Source organism: Yoonia sp. KMU-150, from assembly GCF_056858355.1.
In genome coordinates, this window is record NZ_JBXEQF010000001.1 from 2,401,175 (window position 1) to 2,425,449 (window position 24,275).

Annotated in this window: 24 protein-coding genes; 12 read left to right on the forward strand and 12 right to left on the reverse strand. The window is 63.1% G+C overall.

The annotated features are described in order from the left end of the window. The first annotated feature begins 9 nt into the window (after window positions 1-9). From AC04PH_RS12010 to aat, 6 genes are all read left to right on the forward strand, one after another. A complete protein-coding gene (locus AC04PH_RS12010) occupies window positions 10-768 on the forward strand; it encodes an ABC transporter ATP-binding protein (RefSeq protein ID WP_483065974.1) in 759 nt (252 codons plus the stop codon). Window positions 769-836: 68 nt separating this feature from the next. Then, the gene (locus tag AC04PH_RS12015) at window positions 837-1,586 is read left to right on the forward strand and encodes an ABC transporter ATP-binding protein (protein WP_483065975.1); all 750 of its coding nucleotides are present in this window, start codon (window positions 837-839) and stop codon (window positions 1,584-1,586) included. Between the two features lie 94 nt (window positions 1,587-1,680). After that, on the forward strand, window positions 1,681-1,968 hold the full coding sequence (locus AC04PH_RS12020) for a hypothetical protein (protein ID WP_483065976.1): 288 nt from the start codon (window positions 1,681-1,683) through the stop codon (window positions 1,966-1,968). A gap of 358 nt (window positions 1,969-2,326) precedes the next feature. Next, complete coding sequence (accB, locus tag AC04PH_RS12025) at window positions 2,327-2,818, forward strand: acetyl-CoA carboxylase biotin carboxyl carrier protein (protein ID WP_483065977.1); 492 nt, start codon at window positions 2,327-2,329, stop codon at window positions 2,816-2,818. Window positions 2,819-2,828: 10 nt separating this feature from the next. Then, complete coding sequence (gene accC / locus AC04PH_RS12030; RefSeq protein WP_483065978.1) at window positions 2,829-4,175, forward strand: acetyl-CoA carboxylase biotin carboxylase subunit; 1,347 nt, start codon at window positions 2,829-2,831, stop codon at window positions 4,173-4,175. 12 nt (window positions 4,176-4,187) lie between these two features. Further along, entirely contained in the window at window positions 4,188-4,835 is a 648-nt protein-coding gene (aat, locus tag AC04PH_RS12035) for a leucyl/phenylalanyl-tRNA--protein transferase (protein ID WP_483065979.1), read from the forward strand. On the opposite strand, the gene AC04PH_RS12040 is transcribed toward aat, so the two are convergent. From AC04PH_RS12040 to AC04PH_RS12065, 6 genes are all read right to left on the reverse strand, one after another. Beyond that, entirely contained in the window at window positions 4,799-5,155 is a 357-nt protein-coding gene (locus AC04PH_RS12040) for a DUF2155 domain-containing protein (protein ID WP_483065980.1), read from the reverse strand. The two genes, aat and AC04PH_RS12040, sit on opposite strands and share 37 nt — an antisense overlap. Beyond that, entirely contained in the window at window positions 5,152-5,601 is a 450-nt protein-coding gene (gene mlaD, locus AC04PH_RS12045; protein ID WP_483065981.1) for an outer membrane lipid asymmetry maintenance protein MlaD, read from the reverse strand. Before mlaD ends, AC04PH_RS12040 begins: the two co-directional genes overlap by 4 nt. 33 nt (window positions 5,602-5,634) lie before the next feature. Continuing rightward, window positions 5,635-6,018, reverse strand: a complete 384-nt coding sequence (locus AC04PH_RS12050) for an NADH:ubiquinone oxidoreductase subunit NDUFA12 (protein WP_483065982.1) — start codon at window positions 6,016-6,018, stop codon at window positions 5,635-5,637. Window positions 6,019-6,070: 52 nt separating this feature from the next. Beyond that, window positions 6,071-6,436: a Rid family hydrolase gene (locus AC04PH_RS12055; RefSeq protein WP_483065983.1), complete on the reverse strand. Its 366-nt coding sequence runs from the start codon at window positions 6,434-6,436 to the stop codon at window positions 6,071-6,073. Further along, window positions 6,436-7,704 carry an ATP-dependent Clp protease ATP-binding subunit ClpX gene (clpX, locus tag AC04PH_RS12060; RefSeq protein ID WP_483065984.1) on the reverse strand — a complete coding sequence of 423 codons (1,269 nt, stop codon included), beginning with the start codon at window positions 7,702-7,704 and terminating at the stop codon, window positions 6,436-6,438. Before clpX ends, AC04PH_RS12055 begins: the two co-directional genes overlap by 1 nt. A 137-nt stretch (window positions 7,705-7,841) precedes the next feature. After that, window positions 7,842-8,468, reverse strand: a complete 627-nt coding sequence (locus AC04PH_RS12065) for an ATP-dependent Clp protease proteolytic subunit (protein ID WP_483065985.1) — start codon at window positions 8,466-8,468, stop codon at window positions 7,842-7,844. A 162-nt stretch (window positions 8,469-8,630) separates the two neighbouring features. Between AC04PH_RS12065 and AC04PH_RS12070 the strand changes: the two genes are divergently transcribed. The 4 genes from AC04PH_RS12070 (at window position 8,631) to AC04PH_RS12085 (ending at window position 16,215) form a co-directional block, all read left to right on the forward strand. Continuing rightward, window positions 8,631-8,960: an ArsR/SmtB family transcription factor gene (locus AC04PH_RS12070; RefSeq protein ID WP_483065986.1), complete on the forward strand. Its 330-nt coding sequence runs from the start codon at window positions 8,631-8,633 to the stop codon at window positions 8,958-8,960. After that, window positions 8,957-9,415: an SRPBCC domain-containing protein gene (locus tag AC04PH_RS12075; RefSeq protein ID WP_483065987.1), complete on the forward strand. Its 459-nt coding sequence runs from the start codon at window positions 8,957-8,959 to the stop codon at window positions 9,413-9,415. Before AC04PH_RS12070 ends, AC04PH_RS12075 begins: the two co-directional genes overlap by 4 nt. A gap of 45 nt (window positions 9,416-9,460) precedes the next feature. Next, a complete protein-coding gene (locus AC04PH_RS12080; protein ID WP_483065988.1) occupies window positions 9,461-10,633 on the forward strand; it encodes an FAD-binding domain-containing protein in 1,173 nt (390 codons plus the stop codon). A 341-nt stretch (window positions 10,634-10,974) separates the two neighbouring features. Then, a complete protein-coding gene (locus AC04PH_RS12085; RefSeq protein ID WP_483065989.1) occupies window positions 10,975-16,215 on the forward strand; it encodes a Hint domain-containing protein in 5,241 nt (1,746 codons plus the stop codon). A 17-nt stretch (window positions 16,216-16,232) separates the two neighbouring features. Here AC04PH_RS12085 and AC04PH_RS12090 read toward each other — a convergent pair whose 3' ends face one another. Further along, window positions 16,233-17,006: a gamma-glutamyl-gamma-aminobutyrate hydrolase family protein gene (locus AC04PH_RS12090; RefSeq protein ID WP_483065990.1), complete on the reverse strand. Its 774-nt coding sequence runs from the start codon at window positions 17,004-17,006 to the stop codon at window positions 16,233-16,235. Between the two features lie 112 nt (window positions 17,007-17,118). On the opposite strand from AC04PH_RS12090, the gene AC04PH_RS12095 reads away from it, so the two are divergent. Beyond that, window positions 17,119-18,321 carry a cytochrome P450 gene (locus AC04PH_RS12095; protein ID WP_483065991.1) on the forward strand — a complete coding sequence of 401 codons (1,203 nt, stop codon included), beginning with the start codon at window positions 17,119-17,121 and terminating at the stop codon, window positions 18,319-18,321. Between the two features lie 7 nt (window positions 18,322-18,328). Here the strand turns inward: AC04PH_RS12095 and AC04PH_RS12100 are convergent, their stop codons facing one another. The 5 genes from AC04PH_RS12100 to AC04PH_RS12120 form a co-directional block, all read right to left on the reverse strand. After that, on the reverse strand, window positions 18,329-20,476 hold the full coding sequence (locus AC04PH_RS12100) for a malate synthase G (protein WP_483065992.1): 2,148 nt from the start codon (window positions 20,474-20,476) through the stop codon (window positions 18,329-18,331). A gap of 78 nt (window positions 20,477-20,554) precedes the next feature. Then, window positions 20,555-20,683, reverse strand: coding sequence for a DUF2256 domain-containing protein (locus AC04PH_RS12105; protein ID WP_483065993.1), 129 nt, complete (start codon window positions 20,681-20,683; stop codon window positions 20,555-20,557). Between the two features lie 24 nt (window positions 20,684-20,707). Then, complete coding sequence (locus AC04PH_RS12110) at window positions 20,708-20,908, reverse strand: hypothetical protein (RefSeq protein ID WP_483065994.1); 201 nt, start codon at window positions 20,906-20,908, stop codon at window positions 20,708-20,710. Window positions 20,909-20,997: 89 nt separating this feature from the next. Further along, window positions 20,998-21,924 (reverse strand): transglycosylase SLT domain-containing protein, encoded by a 927-nt coding sequence (locus AC04PH_RS12115; protein WP_483065995.1) that lies wholly within the window; start codon window positions 21,922-21,924, stop codon window positions 20,998-21,000. A gap of 69 nt (window positions 21,925-21,993) precedes the next feature. Next, window positions 21,994-22,554: a type 1 glutamine amidotransferase domain-containing protein gene (locus tag AC04PH_RS12120; protein ID WP_483065996.1), complete on the reverse strand. Its 561-nt coding sequence runs from the start codon at window positions 22,552-22,554 to the stop codon at window positions 21,994-21,996. A gap of 113 nt (window positions 22,555-22,667) precedes the next feature. On the opposite strand from AC04PH_RS12120, the gene gatB reads away from it, so the two are divergent. Further along, the gene (gatB, locus tag AC04PH_RS12125) at window positions 22,668-24,194 is read left to right on the forward strand and encodes an Asp-tRNA(Asn)/Glu-tRNA(Gln) amidotransferase subunit GatB (RefSeq protein ID WP_483065997.1); all 1,527 of its coding nucleotides are present in this window, start codon (window positions 22,668-22,670) and stop codon (window positions 24,192-24,194) included. Window positions 24,195-24,275: the final 81 nt, after the last annotated feature.

The window sequence follows — 24,275 nt, forward strand, 5'->3', positions numbered from 1 at the left end:
GGAAAGATCATGGGTATCCTCGAAGTCAAAGGCGTCAACAAGCGTTTCGGCGGGCTGCAGGCGCTGGGTGACGTGAACCTGAGCGTGCAGGAAAACACCGTCCACGCCATAATCGGCCCGAATGGGGCCGGCAAATCCACCCTGCTCAACGTGCTGGTGGGCAAGCTGATCCCCGACAGTGGATCGGTCACTTTCGACGGGCAGTCGGTGCTGGGGCGCAAGCCCTACGAGATCAACCAGATGGGGATTTCCCGGGTGTTCCAGACGCCGGAAATCTTTGCCGATCTGACCGTGTTCGAGAACGTGATGATCCCCTGCTTTGCCAAGCGCGACGGCGCGTTCCGGATGCACGCCATCGAAAGCGTGAAGCACGAAACCGATATTCATGAACAGGCCGAGGCGATCCTGGCGGATGTGAACATGGCGGACAAACGCCACATGACTGCCGCCTCCCTGTCGCGCGGCGACAAGCGGCGGCTGGAAATGGCGATGTGCCTTGTGCAGGAACCGCGGCTTTTGCTGCTGGATGAACCCACGGCCGGCATGGCGCGGGCCGATACCAACAACACCATCGACCTGCTCAAGGAAATCAAGGAAAAGCGCGACATCACCATGGCGATCATCGAGCATGACATGCACGTCGTCTTTTCGCTCGCCGAACGGATCACGGTGCTGGCCCAGGGCACACCGCTGGTCGAGGAGACGCCCGAGAACATCAAGGGTCACCCCAAGGTGCGCGAAGCCTATCTGGGTGAAGCGCAGGTCTGACGCCCGATTTTTCGCGAAAAATCATGAGAAACGAATTTTCGCCGAAAATTCGTGGCACGGAGAAAACGATGAACGCCCCATTCGACAAGAACGTGAACAATGCCGCCACGCATCCCAAATTCCTCAGCGTCTGGGAAATCGAGGCCTATTACGGCGAAAGCTATATCGTCCAGAACGTCAGCTTCGACATCCACGAGGGCGAAATCCTGGCGCTTCTGGGCCGTAACGGCGCGGGCAAGACATCGACCCTGCGTGCCATCGCACGGCTGGACGATCCCGCGCTGCGCCACGGGGAAATCTGGCTCGATCACAAGCCGCTGCACCAGATGAAAAGTTTCGAGGCCGCACAGGCCGGCATCGCGCTGGTGCCGGAAGATCGGCGGATCATTCCCGGCCTCACGGTCGAGGAAAACCTTGAACTTGCGCAGATCGCGCCACCTGTCGGCTGGTCTCTCGACCGGATCTACGGATTGTTCCCGCGACTGGGCGAGCGGCGCAAGCAGGAGGGGGTCACCCTTTCCGGCGGCGAGCAGCAGATGCTGGCGATCGCGCGCGCACTGGCCCGCGACATCAAGGTCCTGCTGCTGGACGAACCCTACGAGGGTCTTGCCCCCGTGATCGTTCAGGAAATCGCCAAGACGCTGAATATCATCCGTGATCAGGGGATCACCACGGTGATCGTCGAACAAAACGCCGTCGCGGCGTTGAAACTTGCGGACCGGGCCGTGATTCTCGACACAGGAACCGTCGTCTATGACGGCTCCGCGAAGGATGTGCTGGATGACGAGGCGCTGCGCGCGAAATACCTAGCGATCTGACGGCCGCGGCGCGGGTTGCGGCGCTTAAGGGTTTCGTAATTTCCTGATGGCATTTTCGGGGCAATCCGTAACCTGCCCTGATTGAGAGGTTCCCGTGGACAGCCATCTCGCGCCCGTAATGACGCCCCGCAGCACCCAGGCCCCGGTGCATATCGCAGACACACGCCCAGTCGCCGACGCGGCCGCCCTGGCGCGCGATCCGCAGCCCTATGTCCCGCTCCCGCCACCGGCCAGCCTGACGGCGGTCGCCGCCGTCAATCGCGCGCGGATCACCGATCCGGGTTTGGCCGTCGCGGGGCCGGAGCGAACGCTGAAACCCTTCGGCGTCAGCATGCTGCCGCACGGGCCATCCCAAGCTATAGCGCCGAACGTGCGCGGATAACGACGCCTGCCGCGCTGCCGGGTGGTCAACTTTCGGAGGTGCGGAAACGCTGCGTCGACCGAACGACGATTTGTGCGTTGGTCTGCCTGTTGCCCATACACGCTCATCGAAACTCGCAACGATTGCCCAGCCGGGGTCCAATGGCGGCAATGTTTTTGCTTGCGCCAAAATACCCCGCCGACTGCGCCCACCACCTCAGAAACGCTGCCGTTCCAGAGGCCACCGGCAGGCGCCTTTCACCGCTGCCGTGTGACCGCAAGGCCCGCTTTCCACTGCCGCAGAGTTCCCCTATAACGGGGACACGACGTGGCGTTACTTCCGGTACGTCGCACGGAATGGGAAATGGGCCGAGGACCACATGAGCAACAAGACCACCCACGACAGTGACGTCACATTCATCCAGGCGCTTGCCGAACTGCTGCGCGCCAATGATCTGAGCGAGTTACGCGTCAAGCGCGACTACAGCGAAAATGACAGCCTCGACGTCAAGGTCAGCCGCTATGCGCCCCCCGCACCACAGGTGCAGGCCGCCCCCGCCGCCGCGGCGGCACCGCAGGCACCGGCCCCAGCGCCCGCAACGGCACCGGCCGCTGCCAGCGACGATCCCTCCAGCCACCCCGGCGCCGTGACATCCCCGATGGTCGGCACCGTCTATATGTCCCCCGAACCCGGCGCGCCGCCCTTCTCGGAAGTGGGCAAGACTGTCAGCGAAGGTGACACGATCCTGATCATCGAGGCGATGAAGACGATGAACCAGATCCCCGCCCCCCGCTCCGGCACGATCAAGCGCATTCTGGTCGAGGACGGCGGGCCGGTCGAATTTGGCGCGCCCCTCGTGATCATCGAATAAGGGGCACCCCATGTTCGACAAAATCCTGATCGCCAACCGTGGTGAAATCGCCCTGCGCGTCGTGCGGGCCTGCCGCGAGATGGGCGTGAAATCGGTCGCGGTGCATTCCACCGCCGACAGTGACGCGATGCATGTGCGCATGGCAGACGAGGCGATCTGTATCGGCCCGCCGCCATCGGGCCAGTCTTATCTGTCCTTCCCCGCCATTATCTCGGCCTGCGAAATCACCGGCGCGCAGGCGATCCACCCCGGCTATGGCTTTCTGTCGGAAAATGCGGCCTTCGTGCAAGCGGTGGAGGATCACGACCTGACCTTCATCGGCCCCACCGCCGAACACATCCGCGTCATGGGTGACAAGATCACCGCCAAGGACACGATGAAGGCACTGGGCGTGCCTTGCGTGCCAGGATCGGACGGCGGCGTGCCGACGCTCAAGGATGCGCAGCGCATCGGCGCAGAGATCGGCTATCCGGTGATCATCAAGGCCACGGCGGGCGGCGGCGGGCGCGGCATGAAGGTCGCGCAGACGGCCGCACAAATGGAAAGCGCTTTCCACTCCGCCCGGGCCGAGGGCAAGGCCGCTTTCGGCAACGACGAGGTCTATATCGAGAAATACCTGACCACGCCGCGCCACATCGAAATTCAGGTCTTCGGCGACGGCAAGGGCAACGCGGTCCATCTGGGCGAGCGTGACTGTTCCCTGCAGCGCCGCCACCAAAAGGTGTTCGAAGAGGCCCCCGGCCCCTGCATCACGCCCGAATTGCGCGCGCGCATCGGCAAGGTCTGCGCCGATGCCGTGGCCAAGATCAACTATATCGGTGCGGGCACCATCGAATTCCTGTTCGAAAACGACGAGTTTTATTTCATCGAGATGAACACCCGCCTGCAGGTGGAACACCCGGTGACCGAAGGTATCTTCGGCGTCGATCTGGTGCGCGAACAGCTGCGCGTCGCCTCCGGCTTGCCGATGTCGTTCACGCAGGACGACCTGAAGATCAACGGTCACGCGATCGAGGTGCGGATCAACGCGGAAAAGCTGCCCAGCTTCTCGCCCTGCCCTGGCACGATCACGCAGTACCATGCGCCCGGCGGCCTTGGCGTGCGGATGGACAGCGCGCTTTACGATGGCTACCGGATCCCGCCCTATTACGACAGCCTGATCGGCAAGCTGATCGTGCATGGCCGCGACCGGCCCGAGGCGCTCGCCCGGCTGGGCCGTGCGCTGGGCGAGTTGATCGTCGACGGCGTCGACACGACCGTGCCGCTGTTCCACGCCTTGCTGGCCGAGGAAGCCGTCCAGACCGGCGATTACAACATTCACTGGCTGGAACATTGGCTGGAAACCAACTTGGGCTAGGACGGATCGGCGATGCCGGATGACACGCGCCTGACGCCGGCGCTGCTGCTGCATGCCTATCGCGCCGGTGTCTTTCCGATGTCAGAAAGCCGTGACGATCCGGAGGTATTCTGGGTCGATCCCCGGTTTCGTGGTGTCCTGCCGCTCGACCAATTCCATATTTCGCGCAGTTTGCGCAAGACGCTGCGCAGTGGCCGGTTCCGGGTCACCTTCGATGTAGCCTTTGCCGATGTCGTCCATGGCTGTGCCGACCGCGACGATACCTGGATCAACACCACTATTTTCGATCTCTATGTGGCACTGCACGCGCAGGGCCATGCCCATAGCGCCGAAGTCTGGGAGGATGGCAGACTTGTGGGTGGCGTCTATGGCGTCACTGTCGGCGCTGCGTTTTTCGGCGAAAGCATGTTCAGCACCGCGCGCGACGCATCGAAAACGGCGCTGGCCTATTTGGTCGACAGGTTGCGAACGGGCGGCTTTCGCCTGTTCGACACACAGTTCATCACCGCGCATCTTGCATCGCTTGGCGCGATCGAAGTTCCGCGCGCGCAATATCGGCTGATGCTTGACGATGCGACACAGCACGCCGCACATTTTCATGCGCAGGGCGCCGTGCCCGACGCTCAGGACGTCATGCAGCGCAACACCCAGATATCGTAGCGCGGATGATCCACCGCGCTCAACGCGGGGGACGAGGCGATCAGCCAGCCTGTAAAGAAAGGCTGTTCATCCTGCCGATACCACACCGTCAGCGCCGCATAGGCATCACCCGACGGATTGGCGCTGGGATAGCGGCAGTCTTCGAGCGTCAGGCGCAAATGGCCCAGTTGCCGACTGGCCCCCCGTGCAAGCGAGACGTCGGTGACACTGCCCGTGACCTTGTCGAGAACGCGCAACTCGCCCCCGGTGCCGGAGCTTGCCTGCTGCGCGATGGCCGCAGGCGCGCATAGCACAAGACAAAGCGTCAGCAGCCGGATCATGCGTCATCCTCCCCGCCGACGAATTTCAGCAACAGGGAAATCAGGCTGACCGCGCCTTGCGTATCCTCGATCTCTGCGCCCGGCGCAAAATTGTCGAGCGATCCGCCTGGCACGATCTCGATGAAATTGCCGCCCAACAGTCCTTCGGACGCCACGACGACCGCGCTGTCATCCGGTATGGCGACGCCGTCGGCCATTGCCAGTGTCATGTCACCGCGAAAGGTATCAGGGTTGAGGCTGATGTCGCTCACACTGCCGATCTTGACGCCAGCGAGCCGGATATCGCTGCCCACGGTGATCCCCTCGACAGAGCGAAAGCTGGCCGTCAGCGGATAGGTGCCGCCAGCCTGCCCAAGGCCAGCAGCCTGCGCGGCATAGACGCCAAATCCGATGGCAGCCGCCAGAACGACGCCGCCGACGATGACCTCTGTCGCGTTCTCACGCATGGATCACACTCCTGTCCGAATCAAAACGCGGGCCTATTCGGGCGACCACGCCTCGTAATCGCTGCGTGGTTTCGGCGTCGGCTGGCGCAGCGATCCGGCGGGCGCATAGGCCAGTGCCGTGCCGGTCAGATTTTCCTGATGCGGCTTTTCCCACGGCTTGTGCTGGATCGGCGCCTCCGACGGCGGCTCGTCCCAGGTGCGGTGCAGCCACCCGTGCCAGTCCGGGTCGACACGCGACGCCTCGATATCGCCGTTATAGATCACCCAGCGGCGGCTGTCGTCGGCATTGCGGTAAAAGATGTTCCCCTGCGCATCCTCGCCGACCTTTTCACCCTTGCGCCAGGTCCACAACTGCGTGCCGAAGGTCTGACCGTCCCACCAGGTGAAGATGCGTTTGAGAGTATGACCGATGCCCATGGGGTGTCTCCGATAGCGTTGATCGTGTCATGCCCGAAACGGACGGAAAGGTCTAGTCCACGGAGGCGAGCGCCGTTACTTCGATCTCGATCAGATCCGCGGGCGTAATCAGGTTGCATTCGATCATCGTCGCGGCTGGCGGGTTGTCCCCGAAAGCGTCGCGCAGCAGCGGCCAGCAGGGTTCGAACGTGTTCCGGTCCGGCAGCATATAGGTGACACGCACGACATCGGCAAAGCTGGCACCCGCCTTGTCCAAGGCTTCGCCGATGATCCGCAGCGCATCGGCACATTGATCGACAACCGTATCGCCCTTGCCGCAGGTGCCCGCGACATGCACGAACCCGCCCGCGACAACCGCGCGGCAATACCCGATCTTCGGTTCGTATTCCCCGCCGGAAGGTATTCGCCGGACAGCCATCAGCTAGCTGTCGCCGGTTCTTTGTGCTTTTTCTTGTCGTCGTGGATCATCAGGGGTGCGGCATCGCGGCCCACCGCCTCCTCGTTCACGACAACCTCTGTCACCGTATCCATCCCGGGCAGATCGAACATGGTATCCAGCAGGATATCCTCCATGATGGACCGCAGGCCCCGCGCACCGGTCTTGCGTTCGATCGCACGTTTGGCGATGGCGGTCAGCGCGTCGTCGGTAAAGGTCAGCTTGGTATCCTCAAGCTCGAACAGGCGCTGATACTGCTTGACCAGCGCGTTCTTGGGCTGGGTCAGGATCGTGATCAGCGCGTCCTCGTCCAGATCGGTCAGCGTCGCGATCACGGGCAGACGACCGACGAATTCAGGGATCAGGCCGAATTTCAGCAGGTCTTCGGGCTCCAGATCGGTGAACACCTCGCCCACGCCGCGTTCGTCCACGTCCTTCACGTCGGCACCGAAGCCCATGCCACGGCCCTTGCCGCGCTGGCTGATGATCTTGTCGAGGCCCGCAAAGGCCCCGCCGCAGATGAACAGGATATTCGTCGTATCCACCTGCAGGAATTCCTGCTGCGGATGCTTGCGCCCGCCCTGCGGCGGTACGGAGGCGACGGTGCCTTCCATGATCTTCAGCAAGGCCTGCTGCACACCCTCGCCCGACACGTCACGGGTAATCGACGGGTTGTCAGACTTCCGGGTGATCTTGTCGACCTCGTCGATATAGACGATGCCGCGCTGCGCGCGCTCCACGTTGTATTCGGAGGCCTGCAACAGCTTGAGGATGATGTTCTCCACATCCTCACCCACGTAACCGGCCTCGGTCAGGGTCGTGGCGTCGGCCATCGTGAACGGCACGTCGAGGATGCGCGCCAGCGTCTGCGCCAGCAGCGTCTTGCCGCAGCCCGTGGGGCCGATCAGCATGATGTTGGATTTCGCCAGTTCGATGTCGGATTTTTCGGCGTGGTTCAGGCGCTTGTAGTGATTGTGCACCGCCACCGACAGCACGCGCTTGGCGTGCATCTGGCCGATCACGTAGTCATCCAGCACCTGACAGATTTCGGTCGGCGTCGGCACGCCCTCACCTGCTTTCAGCCCTGCGGATTTCGTTTCTTCGCGGATAATGTCCATGCAAAGCTCGACGCATTCGTCGCAGATGAAAACGGTCGGACCGGCGATCAGCTTGCGCACCTCATGCTGACTCTTGCCGCAGAAGCTGCAATAGAGCGTGTTTTTGCTGTCGTTGCCGGAATTGTTCGCCATGTCGTTCCCCTGCCGATGGGTCAAAAATATGCGTGGTTCCCAAAGACTAGGGCAGCCCGACACGGTCCACAACGCCAAAATGCCGCCGTGTCCCGTGACGTGACCAGAGCGAAACAATCGCCCGAATTCATGAAGATTTAGCTGTCCCCGTCGTCCTTTGCGCGGTTCGCCACGATCTCGTCGATCAGGCCCCAGTCCTTTGCCTCTTCGGGGGACATGAAATTGTCGCGTTCCAGCGCGGCCTCGACCTTTTTCAGGGTCTGGCCGGTGTGATGCACGTAAATCTGGTTCAGCCGGTCCTTGAGCTTTTGGGTCTCCTGCGCGTGGATCATGATGTCCGTCGCCTGACCCTGATACCCGCCGGAGGGCTGGTGCACCATCACGCGGCTGTTGGGCAGCGAAAACCGCATCCCCGGCTCTCCGGCGGTCAGCAGCAGCGACCCCATGGAGGCCGCCTGCCCGATCACCAGCGTGCTGACCTTGGGCTTGATGTATTGCATCGTGTCGTAGATCGACAGACCGGATGTCACCACGCCGCCTGGCGAGTTGATGTACATGCTGATCTCTTTCTTGGGGTTCTCGGCTTCGAGATGCAGCAACTGCGCCACGACAAGCTGGCTCATCCCGTCGTGCACGGGGCCGTTGAGAAAGATGATCCGTTCCTTCAGCAGGCGCGAGAAAATATCGTAGGCACGTTCGCCACGGGCGGTCTGTTCGACCACCATCGGGACGAGATTCATGTAGGTTTCGACTGGATCTTGCATCTGCTTTGCCTCGTGAGGGGGACGCTCGGGGCGTCTGTACGTCATTTATCCTGACAGAGTCTTAGTGGTGCCGGTCAGGGGCTTCAAGAGCGGCAGAACGGAAGCGGTGCCGCGCCCGCCACGGGGGTTGACGCATCCGTTAGCCAAGGCTTACAGTAAGTAATGACTTACGAACTTGCAATAGACGCCCTCGCCGACCCGACGCGCCGCGCGATCATGGACCGGTTGCGCGGCGGCGCGCTGCCCGTCGGGCGGCTTGCCGAGGGTTTGCCCGTCAGTCGCCCGGCGGTCAGTCAGCACCTGCGCGTGCTGTCCGATGCGGGCCTTTTGCAGGTCACGCCGCAGGGAAACCGCAGGCTCTATGCCATCGACCCGCATGGCGCCGACGCGCTGCGCCGGTATCTCGACAGCCTTTGGGACGATGCGCTTGCCGCGTTCCAGCGTGCGGCGCGGGACCAGGCGAATGCGCAACAAGGAAAGACAAGATCATGAAACCCATCGAAAAATCCATCACCGTTCCACTCAGCCCGGCAGAGGCGTTCGATCTGTTCTTCGACAAACTCGACAGCTGGTGGCCGGTGCAAAGCCATTCCGTCACCGGCGGCGCGGGAAAGGCACCGAAACTTACCGTCGAGCCCGGCAAGGACGGCCGGATCATCGAACACGGAGCAGACGGCACAGACCATATTTGGGGGCGCATCATCGGGTGGGAGCCGGGGAAATTCGCGGCGTTCAGCTGGTTTCCTGGCAAGGACGAAGACCAGGCCACGGTCGTGACCCTGCGGTTCACGACCGAAGGCGACGGCTGCAGGCTGGAGCTGACCCACGGCGGTTTCGAGATATTGGGGCCGACGGCCGATGCCGTCAGCAGCAGCTATCTGACAGGTTGGGACATGGTGCTGGGGTGCTACTGTGCGGCTGTCAGCAAAGCCCGCGTCATGGCCTGAGCGCAGGTGACTTGATCCGCACCCGCTGCGCGTTACCTCGCGGTCATGAACTTCGAACCGACCCGCGACGCCGCCCTCGCCCGGCTAAATGCCTTCCTGCCGGACGCAGGTATCCGCTATGCGCAACGCCGCAACCATGACCTGCCGGGACACGAAAACGTGTCCCGCCTGTCACCCTATTTGCGCCACCGCGTCGTGACGGAATCCGAGGTGCTGGGCGCCGTGTTGTCCATGCACAGCGTTGAAGAGGCTGACAAGTTCATCGCCGAGGTATTCTGGCGCACCTATTGGAAAGGCTGGCTGGAGATGCGCCCGACGGTCTGGTCGTTCTACTTGCAGGACCTGTCCGCCGCCCACAACCGGCTCCAGACCGAAAGCGGTTTGCGCCAGCGCTGGAAGGCCGCCTGCACCGGGGATACCGGAATCGACTGTTTTGATGCCTGGGCGCGGGAATTGACGGAAACCGGCTATCTGCACAATCACGCGCGGATGTGGTTCGCGTCGATCTGGATTTTCACGCTGCGCCTGCCCTGGGTGCTGGGTGCGGATTTTTTTCTGCGGCATCTGCTGGATGGCGATCCGGCGTCGAATACACTGTCATGGCGCTGGGTCGGCGGGTTGCAGACCCGCGGAAAGACCTATCTGGCGACGGCGGAGAACATCACAAAATTTACAGGCGGTCGGTTTTCGCCGACCGGTCTTGCAGATACAGCTGTCCCGCTGGAGGGGCCGGCACATCCCGACCCGGTCGCCCTGCCCGCACCGGATCATGTCGACCCCGACTTGCGAACAGGGATTCTCGTCACCGATGACGACCTGTCGCCGGATGCGACCTTTCCGGATTACGGCGCGGTCAGCGTGGCGCGGCTGAACGTGACAGCCGCAACGGGTGCGGCCCCGCCCTCGGATCGGGTGACGCGTTTCAAGGCCGACCTACGGCAGCACCGCGTTCCCGAGGCCGTCCCGGTCAGCACCGCGACGGGGCTTGCGGACTGGGTGGCCGATCACGGCCTGCAACAAGTCGTGCACCGCCACGTGCCCGTGGGGCCGAACCGGGATTGGCTGATGCAGCACGGGTGGCGCAATCTGCGGTCCGCCCCCCGCATCGTTTCGATCGTCGCGCCAATGGATCGCGATGCCTGGCCACGGGCGACGAAGGGTTTCTTTGCATTCCGCAAACACGTTCCTGAAATCATTGCAAATCAGGGGCTTGGTTAACAGAATGCGGCGATTTCGCTGCCGGAAACAATCACAGGGTGGCCTCTGCACACGCAGAGCGCGAGAATGGGGCATAAAGTGGGCACCCCTCAGACAAGCCATTGATAAACATATAGTAATAGCGCCCTCCGAAACTGATTTTCCTCATTTTGGCCTTGATTGACACACACTCCGACCACGCCGACTGACTAGGTTCCCTGTAATCGACCCGAGCGACCGCGTTCCGGGTACGGACCAAGGCCGCGCCGCAGGGCGCAAGTTCGGAGCAGTGAAATGTCAGGTGTTTTGTTTTTTCTTGTCGGGATCGTCTCCCCGCGTCCTGATCGCGGAGGGTCTTTCTGATGCCTGAGCACAATGTCGTTTTCTACAACTTCTCGACCAACAACACGTTCTCCACGACCGTCGGCAACACGTACACCTATAACGGCCCGGCGAACGCGACCGGCCGCGCGACGATCACCGACAACGAGGCAGGCGTCGGCGGCCAGAACCTTGACGACGACAATAACGGTGGCGAACTTGCGACGGCGAACGTCACCCTCAACGGGCAAAAATCCACGAATTCGACGGTCGACGCAGAACTGGCCTGGACCGTCCGCGACACCGTAACCGGCGAAGTCTTCCAGGTCGTCCAGTTCCAGGTGGAACAGGGCAATGCCGCCGGGTCCTATCTGATGTCGGAAATTCCGCTCATCGTCGGGCGAACCTATGAAACGCTGGCCTACGATTCCAACCCGAATGCCGATACCGGCGCTCCGGCCTTCAACTATGCAGATCATGCGAACTCGGATTTCTACGACGGCACCGTCACCGGCACCGCCGGCGGTGACCTGATCGACGGGTCCTATACGGGTGATCCGCAAAGCGACCGTCCGTCCAACAACAACGATATCATCCAGGCCGGCGGCGGCGGCGATACCGTCTATGCCGCCCGGGGCAACGATAGCGTCAGCGGCGAGGGCGGCAACGACACGTTGTTCGGCGGCGAGGGCGACGACAGTATCGACGGCGGCACCGGAAACGACTTTATCGTCGGTGACGGGTCGGTCGCCAACTTCGGGCGCGACACGATCTCCGGCGGATCGGGCAACGACGTCATCTATGGTGATACGGCCCCGGGGCAGTTCGCGGGCCAGACTGAATTCCGATGGTCGGAACAGGGCATCGTAGACGAAACCAGCATCACGGGCGGTGTCACCGGGACAACCGCCAATGGCCAGATCCAGGTCACCACGACGATCACGCAGGAGCAGAACTTCTCCGAAGCGTCGATGGAGACGACGGATACGCTGCACAACTACAACGGTCTGAACGACAATTCCTCGATCAACCTGACCGGCGGTGCGGCGGGAACGAACACCAACGCCGTGACCGCCACGCTGAATTTCTCGGCGGCGCAGGGTGGTTATGCCAATACGGTCAACAACGTCACGTTCGGTCTGTTCGACATTGACCAGTTCGACAACCAGTTCCGCGATCAGGTGATCGTGCGCGCCTACGACGCGAACAACAACCTGATCAACGTGACGATGTCGGCGGGCGACGCCAGCCGCGTCGCGACATCCACCGCACCGAACGGCATCGCGACCGCAACGGCAGCCGCGAACGCGGGCAACGTGTCCGAAGCCGACATCGAAGGCTTCGTGCAGGTCTCGGTCGCTGGCCCGGTGTCCCGCATCGAAATTGACTTCAACAACGCCGATCCGTCCTTTGGTCTGCACGCGATCCGCATCGGCGACCTGCAGATGACCACCTCCGCCGTCCCCGTCGACGGCGGCAATGATGACATCATCACCGGCGACGGCGGCAACGATGTGATCTACGGCCAGGGCGGCAACGATTCCGTCGACGGCGGCGCAGGCAGTGACTCGCTCTTTGGCGGGACCGGCAACGACACCATCACGGACAGCGGCACCGAAGGTGACTATGTCGACGGAGGGTCGGGCAACGACAGCATAAACTCCGGCGCGGGCAACGACACCGTGCTTGGTGGCGACGGCAACGATACCATCAACGGCGGCACCGGCAGCGATTCGGTCTTCGGCGGAACCGGCAACGACACGATCACCGACAGCGGAACCGAAGGCGATTATATCGACGGCGGGCTGGGCAACGACAGCATCAACTCCGGCGCGGGCAACGACACCGTGCTTGGCGGTGACGGCAACGATACGATCAACGGCGGCGCTGGCAGCGACTCGGTCTTCGGTGGCGCGGGCAACGACACCATCACCGACAGCGGGACCGAAGGCGACTATATCGAAGGTGGTCTTGGCAACGACAGCATCAATTCCGGCGCGGGCAACGACACCGTCCTTGGAGGCGACGGGAACGATACCGTCAATGGCGGCACCGGCGACGATTCGATCAGCGGCGACAGCGGTAACGACAGCCTCTCCGGCGATGCCGGAAACGACCGGATCTCCGGCGGCACCGGCGACGACCGCATGGACGGCGGCACAGGTAACGACAGCATTTCGGGTGACAGTGGCAACGACACGCTGATCGGCGGTGCGGGCAACGACAGCCTTTATGGCGGCACGGGCAACGACACGATCTCCGCGACCAGCGGCGACAATACCGTCGAAGGGGGCAGCGGCAACGACAGCATCACGACCGGCACCGGTCGCGACACCATCGACGGCGGCACCGGCAACGACAGCATCAGCAGCGGCACCGGCGATGACCGCATCGTTCTGACCGACGGGTTCGGCACCGATACCATCGACGGAGGCGAAGACGCAGGCGATGGCGATATCGACGTGCTGGATGCCAGCGCGCTGACGACCGACGCCACACTGAACCTCTCGGCTATCAATGCGGCCGATGGCGAAAACGGCACCCTGACCACCGGCGGCAATACCGCGACGTTCGACAATATCGAGAACGTCCGCCTTGGCAGCGGCGACGACAGCGTCACCGGGTCGGCTGGAAACGATACCGTCACGCTGGGCAGCGGGGCCGACACCGTCAACGGCGGTGCGGGCAACGACACCTTCGACCTGGGCGACGGAAGCCCAGACAGCGACGCCGATGTCATCATCCTTCAGGACGGGTTCGGCGACGACGTCATCAACAGCTTCGACGCCCCCACGCCCAACGGCGACGGCACCTTTACCGGGATCGACACGCTCGATACGACGAACCTGTTCGACCTGCCCCCCGGCAACCCCGACCGCACACCGGTCCGCACCAACGATGTCACCGTCAGCGACGACGGCGCCGGCAACGCGGTTCTGACGTTCCCCAACGGCGAGATGATCACGCTCAACGGCATCTCGCCTGTCGCTGCCGACGATCCGTTCTACCTCAACGCCATTGGCATCCCGCTACCGGACGGCACAGTCTCCGGCACCGCCGGTGACGATACGATCAACGGCGGCTATCTGGGCGACCCCGATGGCGACATCGTCGACAACGACGATGCGATCCTGCCCGGCGACACCGCGAACGACGACCTGATCGAGGCCGGCGCGGGCAACGACAGCATTTCAGCCGGTGACGGCAACGACGAAATCTATGCCGGCGCAGATAACGATACCGTCGACGGCGGCACCGGTAACGACACTGTCTTCGGCGAAGGCGGCGATGACCGGATCCTGGGCAGCGGCGGCGACGACACGCTATTCGGTGGCAGCGGCAACGATACCTTTGCACTGGATGACGACACCGATACCGACACCATCACCGGCGGTGAAAACGCGGGCGACTTCGACGTGGTCGATTTCACGACCACCGACGCGGGCGAAGGTGTCACCGTCGACTTTACCGGCGACGAGGCCGGCACCTATACCGTCGGTACCAGCGGCTCGGATGGCACGTTCAGCCAGATCGAGGGCGTCGTAGGCACGCAGTACGCCGACAGCGTCGATGCCTCCAACGACACCGTCGGAACCTCGATCGAGGCCGCTGGCGGCAACGACACCGTGCTGGGCGGCAGTGGCAACGACACCATCGACGGCGGCGCGGGCAACGACACTATCAACGGTGGCGCGGGCAACGACGCCCTTGACGGTGGCGATGACGCCGACAGCTTCGTGCTCGACACCGGGTTCGGGAACGATACGATCACCGGTGGTGAAGGTGGCACGGACAGCGACACCATCGTCTCGACCACAGGTGACGACACCACCACGATCCTGACTGGCGACGAAGCCGGCACGATCACCGACGGCACCTCGACCGCGACGTTCAGCGAAATCGAAACGCTTGACCTGGGCGCGGGTGACGACACGGTCGACGCCTCTGCCGCGAATGCGCCGATCACCGTCTACGGCGGCGGCGGCGCGGATTCGATTACAGGCTCCGGCGGCGACGATTCACTTTTCGGCGGTGGCGGCAACGACACCATCGACGGCGGCCCCGGCGATGACCGTGTACAGGGTGGATCGGGCGACGACACGGTCGTGATCAACGACGGGTTTGGCAACGACGCAATCTTCGGCGGGGAAGCCGGGGAAACCGGTGGTGACCGCATCGACGGATCGGACCTGGCCGAGGATGTCACGGTGACATTCACTGGCCCCGAAGCGGGCACGATCGACAACGGCACAGACACCGCCACCTTCAGCGCAATCGAACAGGTCGAAACCGGCAGCGGCGACGACACGATCACCGGTGGTGCCGGAAACGAGGACGTGATCACCGGCGCGGGCGACGATACCGTCACCACGACAGGCACAGGTGCCGACACGATCCAGACCGGTGCCGGAAACGACAGCATCACGTTCTCCGAGGCCGACAGCATCGACGGCGGCACCGGCGACGATACCTTCACCTTCGAGGATCTGGGCGAGCCGACGAACGGCACGATCACCATCATGGGCGGCTCCGGCGGCGAAACCCCCGACGACGGTAACCCCAACACGCTTGAGGGCGACACACTTGTCCTAGGCGACAACGCGGACCTTTCGACGCTGGTCAAAGTGTCCAACGGCATCAACGCCGACGGAAACGAGACCTTCTCCGGCTCTGTCACGATGGACGACGGCACGATCCTGAACTTCTCGGAAATCGAGAACATCATCTGCTTTACTCCCGGCACCCGGATCGCCACACCGCACGGCGCGCGCGATATCGCGACGCTGAAGGTCGGCGATCTGGTCGTCACCCGCGACCACGGGCTGCAGCCGATCCGCTGGATCCAGAGCCGCACCGTGCCCGCGCAGGACCGCTTTGCGCCGATCCGCATCCGCCCCGGTGTCGTTACCGGGTTGGAGCGCGATCTGCTGGTCTCACCGCAGCACCGGATGCTGTTCCAGGGCTACCGCGCCGAACTGCTGTTTGGCGAAAGCGAGGTGCTGATCGCGGCGAAACATCTGGTCGACGGCAAGGACGTGACACAGGACGCAGGCGGCATGGTCACCTACATCCACATGATGTTCGACGAACACGAGATCGTCTTTGCCGAGGGCGGCGCCAGCGAGAGTTTCCACCCCGGGTCGATCGGCCTGTCCGCCGTGTCGGACCCCGCCCGCGAGGAACTGTTCACCCTGTTCCCCGATCTGCGCAGCAATCCCAACGGTTATGGCCGCACGGCGCGCCGGTGCCTGAAACGGCACGAGGCGGAACTCATCAGATAACCTCGCGGATGGTCGCGTCAGGCGGTCCGGGCAATCGCCGGCCGCTCGCCTGCGGCCCAGGCGCGGCAGGCATCCCCGAAGGCCGCAAACAGCGGGCGTGACACGGGATCCTGCGCCGCGCGCCATTCCGGGTGCCACTGCACCGACAGCGTGAAGCCCGGCGCATCGGCGATATAGATCGCCTCGGGCGTGCCGTCAGGCGCATGTCCGTCGATCACCACACGCGGGCCCGGCGTCTTGATCCCCTGCCCGTGCAGCGTGTTCGTCATCACCTCGGTCTGCCCCAGCAGCCGGTGAAACACACCGCCTTCGGTCAGGCGCACGGTATGGCGCAACGCGAACTTCTCTTCCAGCGTCCCGTCGGGCGGCATCCGATGGTTGTCGCGCCCCGGCAGGTCGCGAATTTCGGGGTGCAGCGTGCCACCCATCGCCACGTTCACCTCCTGAAATCCACGACAGACGCCCAGAAACGGCTGCCCGGCGGTCACGCAGGCGCGGATCAGCGGCAGGGCCAGCGCGTCGCGCGCGCGGTCGAAGGCTCCGTGCGCCTCGGTCTCCGGCTCGCCATATTCCTCCGGGTGCACATTGGGGCGCCCGCCGGTGAACAGGAAACCGTCGCAGACCGTCATCAGCTCCTCGACCGAGACCAGCGCCGGATCGGCGGGAACGATCATCGGGATACAATCGGCGGCATTGCGGATCGCTTCGGCGTTGATATGCCCGGTCGCGTGGGCCGGATACTGATCGTTGATCAGGTGACTGTTGCCGATAATGCCGATGACGGGCTTCACGCAGGTATCCTCCAATGCGAGCGGTTGCGGCAGGATAGCAGGCCCCGGCCCGATGAAAAGCAAAACCGGGCGACATTTGACAACGCCGTGAAAGCCGGAAACGCTGAAGCCCATGTCATACGATCTGTCATCCCCGGAATTCCTGCGCGACCCGGCGACCATGCTGGCGCGAATGCGCGCGCAGGCCCCCGTGGTCGAGGTCCGGTTGCCGCTGGTCGGCACCGTCTGGATGGTGACAACCGACAGCGGTGCGCGCACCCTGCTGAAAGACGCCGACCGTTTCGTGCGCGACAGCACGCCGGTGACCGGCAAATCCATGGCGCAACGGTTCTGGTACCTGCCGCGCTTCATGAACCCGTTGTTCAAGAACCTGGTGAACGCGGACGGGGCCGAGCACAAGCGCCTGCGCGGTCTGGTGGACAAGGCCTTCGCCAAAACCAACATGACCGACCTGAAACCGCAGATGGAAGATGTCGCCGACGGTTTGCTCGACACCCTGCCGACAGACCGTCCGGCGGATATCGCCGCCGGGCTGGCCCGCCCGCTGCCGCTGCAGGCGATCTGCGCCCTGCTGGGCGTCCCGCCAGAGGATCGCGCCCGCGTCGCCAATATGACCAAATCGCTGTCGCGGATTTCCAACGCCTTCACGCTGATCCGTGCCCTGCCCGGCCTGTGGCGCTCCATGCGCTATTTCCGGGCCGAATTCGACAACGTGCGCGCGGCACCCCGCCCCGGCCTGATCAGCGATCTGGTCGCGGCAGAGGAAACCGGCGACCGGTTGAGCGAGGATGAATTACTCGCCATGGCCGTCGCCCTGTTTCTGGCGGGCAGCGAGACCACCGCTCATCTGATCACCTGGACGGTCCGCGTGGTCGCCTCCCGCCCCGATGCGCGGGCCGTGGTGCTGGTCACGCCCGAAAGGTTGCCGCTGCTGATCGAAGAGGTGCTGCGCTACTACGCGCCCGTCATTATGACGCAACCACTGTTCGTGGCACAGGATACCGAACTGGAGGGTGTGCCGCTTAAGAAAGGCAGCCAGATCGCCCCGCTCTTGATCAGCGCCAACCATGACCCGGCACGGGTCACAAACCCCGAAACCCTGCTGATCGACCGTAGGCCGAACGCGCATCTGGGCTTCGGTTACGGCCCGCATGTCTGCCTGGGAATGCAGCTGGCGCGGGCCGAGGTCGAGGTCGCGGTCTTGCGGCTCTTTACCCGCCATCCCGACCTGCAACTGGTCGACGCGCCGCGCCGCTTTGCCAAACGGATCGGCGTGCACGGGCTGGAACGGCTCGACGTGGTCCTGAACCCCTGAGGCAGGGTTAGTGGTTGCGTTGCGCTTTCACCTGCAAGCGGCGGCGATGCAGCACCGGTTCGGTATAGCCTGACGGCTGCTCGCGCCCCTGAAACACCAGATCGCAGGCCGCCTGAAACGCGATCCCGTCGAAATCCGGGGCCATCGGGCGATAGGCCGGATCATCCGCATTCTGTTCATCCACGACCTTCGCCATCTTGCGCATCGCCTCCATGACCGCCGCCTCGCTCACCACATCGTGGTGCAGCCAGTTGGCCAGCGCCTGCGACGAAATCCGGCAGGTGGCGCGATCTTCCATCAGGCCGACGTCATTGATATCCGGCACCTTGGAACAGCCGACCCCCTGATCGATCCAGCGCACAACGTATCCCAAGATTCCCTGCGCGTTGTTTTCCACCTCGCGCATGATCTGCGCGTCGGTCCAGGCGCGAAACTTGGCGAGCGGGATGTCGAGGATCGCGCTGACCGGCGCGCGGCGACCACCTGACAGCATCTTTTGCTGCACCGCCATCACATCGACCTGATGATAATGCGTCGCGTGAAGGGTTGCAGCCGTCGGGCTGGGCACCCAGGCGCAGTTGGCACCCGATTTCGGATGCGCGATTTTCTGCTCCAGCATCGCCGCCATCATGTCGGGCATCGCCCACATGCCCTTGCCGATCTGCGCCTTGCCGGAAAAGCCGCATTCCAGCCCGATATCGACGTTGCGGTCCTCATAGGCCGCGATCCAGCCCTTGCGTTTGATATGGTCCTTGCGGCTGAACGGCCCTGCTTCCATCGAGGTGTGGATCTCATCGCCGGTCCGGTCCAGAAAGCCGGTGTTGATGAACGCCACCCGCGATTTGGCGGCTGCGATACATTGCTTGAGGTTCACCGTCGTGCGGCGCTCTTCGTCCATGATGCCGATCTTGACCGTGTCGCGCGGCAGACCCAGCACGTCCTCGACCTTGCTGAAAATCTCGTTGGTGAACGCGACCTCCTCGGGGCCGTGCATCTTGGGCTTCACGACATAGACGGACCCTTTCGCCGAATTGCCGCCGTCGCGTTTCAGGTCATGCATCGCGACCATCACGGTGATCATCGCGTCCATCAGCCCCTCGAAAGCCTCGTTGCCGTCACGGTCGAGGATCGCGGGGTTCGTCATCAGATGCCCCACATTGCGCACCCACAACAGCGCACGGCCCTTGAGCGTCACGTCATTGCCGTCCGCTCCAGTGAAGGTCAGATCGTCGGCCAGACGCCGGGTCATCGTCTTGCCGTTCTTGGTCAGATCGGCGGTCAGATCGCCTTTCATCAGGCCCAGCCAGTTACCATAGGCCAGCACCTTGTCCTCGGCATCGACGCAGGCCACGGAATCCTCGCAATCCATGATCGCGGATACGGCACTTTCGAGCCGCACGTCGGCCAGATGTGCCTGGTCGGTGGCCCCGATCGGGTGGTTTTCATCGAACGCCAGAATGACGTGCAGCCCGTTGTTGCGCAGCACGATGGCGTCGGGCTTGGCCGCGTCACCCTGATGGCCCACGAATTTTTCGGGCTGGGCCAGCGGTTGATCTTCCACCAACAGCGCACCATCGCGCACGACATAGCTTTTCGCGTCCGCATGGCTGGTCCCAACCACCTGAAAAGCGGAGTCCAAAAACACCCGCGTCCGTGCGACGACCCGCGCGCCATGGCCCTTGTCATAGCCCCCCTCCGGCGGCTGGCTGCCCATCGCATCGGTGCCGTAGAACGCATCGTAGAGACTGCCCCACCGCGCGTTCGCCGCATTCAGCGCAAAACGCGCATTGGTGACCGGCACCACCAGCTGCGGCCCCGGCACCTTGGCGATTTCGGGGTCGACGTTGTCGGTCGTGATCTCGAAATCCGCGCCTTCGGGCAGCAGATACCCGATTTCGCGCAGGAAGGCCTCGTAGGCACTTGCGTCATGCGGCTTGTCGCGATGCGCAATATGCCAGTCGTCGATCTGCGTTTGCAGGCTTTCGCGCTTGGCCAGTAATGCAGCGTTGCGCGGCCCCATGCCGTGCAACAAGTCCGAAAATCCGGCCCAGAAATCATCCGCCGCGACGCCCGTCCCTGGCAAAGCCTGTCGTTCGATAAATTCCGCCAGAACCGGTTGAACTTGCAGGCCGTGCTTTTCGATGCGGGACGTCATGGGCGCTCCAGAAGATGTAAGGAATATCGTCGCCGCGTTGGTATGCGATAAGACCACCACGCGCAACGCATCGCGCGGTCATGCCCTGCGATCAGATCTGGCTCCACTGCACCGTTTCGAGCAATATCGCACGTTCTCCCAGTCGCGCGCCCACTTCTTGCGCCACGCGAAAGGCCGCCCGCAGGCGGCGCAGACTTTCGTCGGCAATGTGGGCTTCGCGTGCGCCAGGGTTTAGCCGTCGGCTGGCACTTCTTCGCCTGTGCGGCTGTCGATCTGGGTATCGGCGCCTTCGGGCACACCGCCCTGTTCAGCTGTATAGGCAAGGAAAGCCCACAGCAGGACAGCGACGAAGATCACCCCGGCGGCCATCCCGATCAGCGGCCCCTTGTGCCGACGCTTCTGCTTCTCGATGTTGGAGTCAGATGCGGACATGCCTGTTCCTTTCGCTGTTCTTGCAACAAGTCATGAAACGAACGCCGCAAACGGCCATATGGTTCAATCACGTCGTCGTTCGCGAGGCATCAGCCCCCGTCGGCGACCTGACTGACTGTCATCGTCGACAGCCGCGTTTCCCACAGGACCGGGCGCGGCTGCGGCCGCAACGGACGGTCAGGCACCGCCGCGGCGACCTGCCGGGCAAGCAGATCGGCGGGGCGCGCCCGGGGGCGGATCGTTTCGACCGCGACACAATAGCTTTGCTGCCGGGTCCAGTTCGCCATTTCCGGGATTTTCGACCGGTTCGACATCGGTCCCCAGTCCGCCGCAACCCCGCGCCAGCGCCCGTCGAACACCGCGATGGCATTGTCGCGCGCCACGGTCACGTTCATGATGCGGGCCGCACAACTCAGGTTGGCGACTGGGTCTTTCAGCGCGTCGCCGGTGCGCGCCCTGCACCCATACCGGCGGGCCGTATCGGGGTAGATCTGCAGCAACCCGAACCACAGATTGCCACCACCCACGGCGCGCGGATTGTAGGTACTTTCATGCTTGGCCAGGGCCGACATCATCCCGACCCAAAAGGCGCGCCGGAGCGCGGGTGAATTCTGCGCATAGGCCGGGCACCAGGTGTCGATATCGCGCGGCACGACCGAATCAAGCCCGTCACCATGGCCGCCGATCGCCGACATCGCGGCCCGAGTCCAGACGGCGCTGCCCGGTTGAAAGGCCCAGCGTGTGCGTGGCAGAAAGCTGTCCCGGGCGCGGGGCCGAACGGCGGGCGTCGCCGTTTCGATTTCGACGGGATACCGTATCATGTGGTCAGGCCGTGGCACGACACGAAATGAGGCAAGCCGCAGCGTCGCCGCTTCTTGCCGCAGGTCAGCGGCGTCGTCACGGGACATCGGCCTGATAGGCGCTTCGGCAAATGCCGAACCGGACACGATCAGCGCCAAAATCCCCCCCAGGATCAAGCGAGCGAAGGTCATGGCGCGCAATGTGCCGCGCGCCATGGACGCAATGCAAGAAAAACGTTTCAGCGTGGCGGGTTGTGGCCGAATGCTCGGCCACAACCCGAACCGTCAGGCGGCCGCGCGCGGGTGTTCACCCTCTTCCACTTCCTCGACGATCTTGGCCACGAATGCAGGCAGGTCGTCAGGGTTGCGGCTGGTGATGATGCCGTTGGAAATCGCCACTTCGGCGTCGATCCAGTTGGCACCCGCGTTCACCAGATCAGTCTTGATCGACTTGTAAGACGTCATTTCGCGGTCACAAACCACATCCGCTTCGACCAGCAGCCAGGGCGCGTGACAAACGGCTGCGACGATCTTGCCCTTGTCCACGAAGGACTTGACCAGTGCCACGGCATCCGTGTTCACGCGCAACAGGTCGGGGTTGATCTGACCACCCGGCAAAACCAACGCATCATAGTCGTCGACTCTGACGTCGGCCAGTTTCAAGTCGGCCTTGGCGGTATCGCCCCAGTCGCCGCCGTCCCAGCCCTTGATGTCTTCGCCGTCGGGTGTCGCCACATGAACCGTGGCCCCTTTTTCGGTCAGTTTGTCACGGGGTGTTTCCAACTCCGACTGCTCGAAGCCGTTGGTGGAGAGGATGAGAATTTTCGATTCTGTAATCTTCGGCATTTGGATCGCTCCTTGCTTGGGTTACGTTCGCCGGCCCAACGCACGATCGCCGCACTTGTTCCTTGTCGTCTGCTGACCTAGAACGCGATCATCATGCGAACGGAGCCGACCCCATGCTGGACCTGACATACGACGCCCCTGCCCCCAAAGTGATCGCCGGGGCGAAACAGGACTGGGAACTGGTGATCGGGTTGGAGGTGCACGCGCAGGTCGCCACCGCAGCCAAGCTGTTTTCCGGCGCGTCCACGCTGTTCGGCGCGGAACCCAACAGCAACGTGGCATTCGTGGATGCCGGCATGCCCGGCATGCTGCCCGTCATCAACGAAGGCTGCGTGGCGCAAGCGGTCCGCACAGGTCTGGGTCTGAAGGCCGACATCAATCTGTTCAGCGCATTCGACCGCAAGAACTACTTCTACCCCGACCTGCCGCAGGGTTACCAGATTTCGCAGCTGTATCATCCGATCGTCGGCGAAGGCGAAGTGCTTGTCGAAATGGGTCCCGGTCCCTATGAGGGCACGGCGCGGCGCGTGCGGATCGAACGTATCCACCTGGAACAGGACGCGGGCAAATCCGTGCACGACATGGACCCGAATATGTCTTTCGTGGACCTGAACCGCACGGGTGTCGCGCTCATGGAAATCGTGTCGCGCCCGGATATTCGCGGACCAGAAGAGGCTGCCGCCTATGTCGCCAAGCTGCGCCAGATCATGCGCTATCTGGGCACCTGCGACGGCAACATGCAGAACGGCAACCTGCGGGCCGACGTGAACGTGTCCATCTGCGCGCCCGGTGCCTACGAGAAATATCAGGAAACGCAGGATTTCAGCCACCTCGGCACGCGCTGCGAGATCAAGAACATGAACTCCATGCGCTTCATCCAGATGGCGATCGAGGTCGAGGCACGGCGTCAGATCGCTTTGGTAGAGGATGGGAAAGAGGTCGTGCAGGAAACCCGCCTATATGATCCCGACAAGAACGAGACCCGCTCCATGCGGTCGAAGGAAGAGGCGCATGACTACCGCTATTTCCCCGATCCCGACCTGCTGCCGCTGGAGATCGAACAGGCGTGGGTCGACGAGATCGCAGGCACGCTGCCAGAGCTACCAGACGCGAAAAAAGCACGCTTCATCGCCGATTTCGGGCTGTCGGATTACGACGCCAGCGTGCTGACGGCAGAGGCCGAGAACGCGGTCTATTTCGAACAGGTCGCCGCCGGCAACGATGGCAAGCTGTCGGCCAATTGGGTCATCAACGAACTGTTCGGACGCCTGAAAAAGGACGGTGACAAGCATATCACGCAAAGCCCGATTTCCGCCGCGCGTCTGGGCCAGATCGTCGGCCTGATCAAATCCGGCGACATTTCCGGCAAGATTGCCAAGGACGTGTTCGACATCGCCTATACCCAGGATCGCGACCCGACCGAGATCGTCGAGACCGAGGGTATGAAGCAGGTCACCGACACCGGCGCTATCGAGGCCGCGGTGGACGAGATCATCGCCGCAAACCCCGCGCAGGTCGAAAAGGCCAAGCAGAATCCGAAACTGGCCGGATGGTTCGTGGGTCAGGTGATGAAGGCGACCGGCGGCAAGGCGAATCCCGCCGCGGTCAACCAGATCGTCAGCGCAAAACTGAATTCCTAGTGCACGTCCGGTGCACGCGCTGTGCACGCTTTTCATACGCCGCTTGCGCGGGGTATCTTGCGGTCGCGCATCGCCCCGACA

Coding starts and splice junctions, on each gene's coding strand:
- AC04PH_RS12095 (WP_483065991.1), top strand. CDS start 17,119: ATGTCATACGATCTGTCATCCCCGGAATTCCTGCGCGACCCGGCGACC.
- AC04PH_RS12055 (WP_483065983.1), bottom strand. CDS start 6,436: ATGGCTGTCCGGCGAATACCTTCCGGCGGGGAATACGAACCGAAGATC.
- AC04PH_RS12010 (WP_483065974.1), top strand. CDS start 10: ATGGGTATCCTCGAAGTCAAAGGCGTCAACAAGCGTTTCGGCGGGCTG.
- AC04PH_RS12040 (WP_483065980.1), bottom strand. CDS start 5,155: ATGATCCGGCTGCTGACGCTTTGTCTTGTGCTATGCGCGCCTGCGGCC.
- AC04PH_RS12120 (WP_483065996.1), bottom strand. CDS start 22,554: ATGCCGAAGATTACAGAATCGAAAATTCTCATCCTCTCCACCAACGGC.
- aat (WP_483065979.1), top strand. CDS start 4,188: ATGCCGGATGACACGCGCCTGACGCCGGCGCTGCTGCTGCATGCCTAT.
- AC04PH_RS12080 (WP_483065988.1), top strand. CDS start 9,461: ATGAACTTCGAACCGACCCGCGACGCCGCCCTCGCCCGGCTAAATGCC.
- AC04PH_RS12070 (WP_483065986.1), top strand. CDS start 8,631: ATGACTTACGAACTTGCAATAGACGCCCTCGCCGACCCGACGCGCCGC.
- AC04PH_RS12100 (WP_483065992.1), bottom strand. CDS start 20,476: ATGACGTCCCGCATCGAAAAGCACGGCCTGCAAGTTCAACCGGTTCTG.
- accC (WP_483065978.1), top strand. CDS start 2,829: ATGTTCGACAAAATCCTGATCGCCAACCGTGGTGAAATCGCCCTGCGC.
- AC04PH_RS12115 (WP_483065995.1), bottom strand. CDS start 21,924: ATGGCGCGCGGCACATTGCGCGCCATGACCTTCGCTCGCTTGATCCTG.
- AC04PH_RS12085 (WP_483065989.1), top strand. CDS start 10,975: ATGCCTGAGCACAATGTCGTTTTCTACAACTTCTCGACCAACAACACG.
- accB (WP_483065977.1), top strand. CDS start 2,327: ATGAGCAACAAGACCACCCACGACAGTGACGTCACATTCATCCAGGCG.
- clpX (WP_483065984.1), bottom strand. CDS start 7,704: ATGGCGAACAATTCCGGCAACGACAGCAAAAACACGCTCTATTGCAGC.
- AC04PH_RS12065 (WP_483065985.1), bottom strand. CDS start 8,468: ATGCAAGATCCAGTCGAAACCTACATGAATCTCGTCCCGATGGTGGTC.
- AC04PH_RS12050 (WP_483065982.1), bottom strand. CDS start 6,018: ATGGGCATCGGTCATACTCTCAAACGCATCTTCACCTGGTGGGACGGT.
- mlaD (WP_483065981.1), bottom strand. CDS start 5,601: ATGCGTGAGAACGCGACAGAGGTCATCGTCGGCGGCGTCGTTCTGGCG.
- gatB (WP_483065997.1), top strand. CDS start 22,668: ATGCTGGACCTGACATACGACGCCCCTGCCCCCAAAGTGATCGCCGGG.
- AC04PH_RS12110 (WP_483065994.1), bottom strand. CDS start 20,908: ATGTCCGCATCTGACTCCAACATCGAGAAGCAGAAGCGTCGGCACAAG.
- AC04PH_RS12015 (WP_483065975.1), top strand. CDS start 837: ATGAACGCCCCATTCGACAAGAACGTGAACAATGCCGCCACGCATCCC.
- AC04PH_RS12075 (WP_483065987.1), top strand. CDS start 8,957: ATGAAACCCATCGAAAAATCCATCACCGTTCCACTCAGCCCGGCAGAG.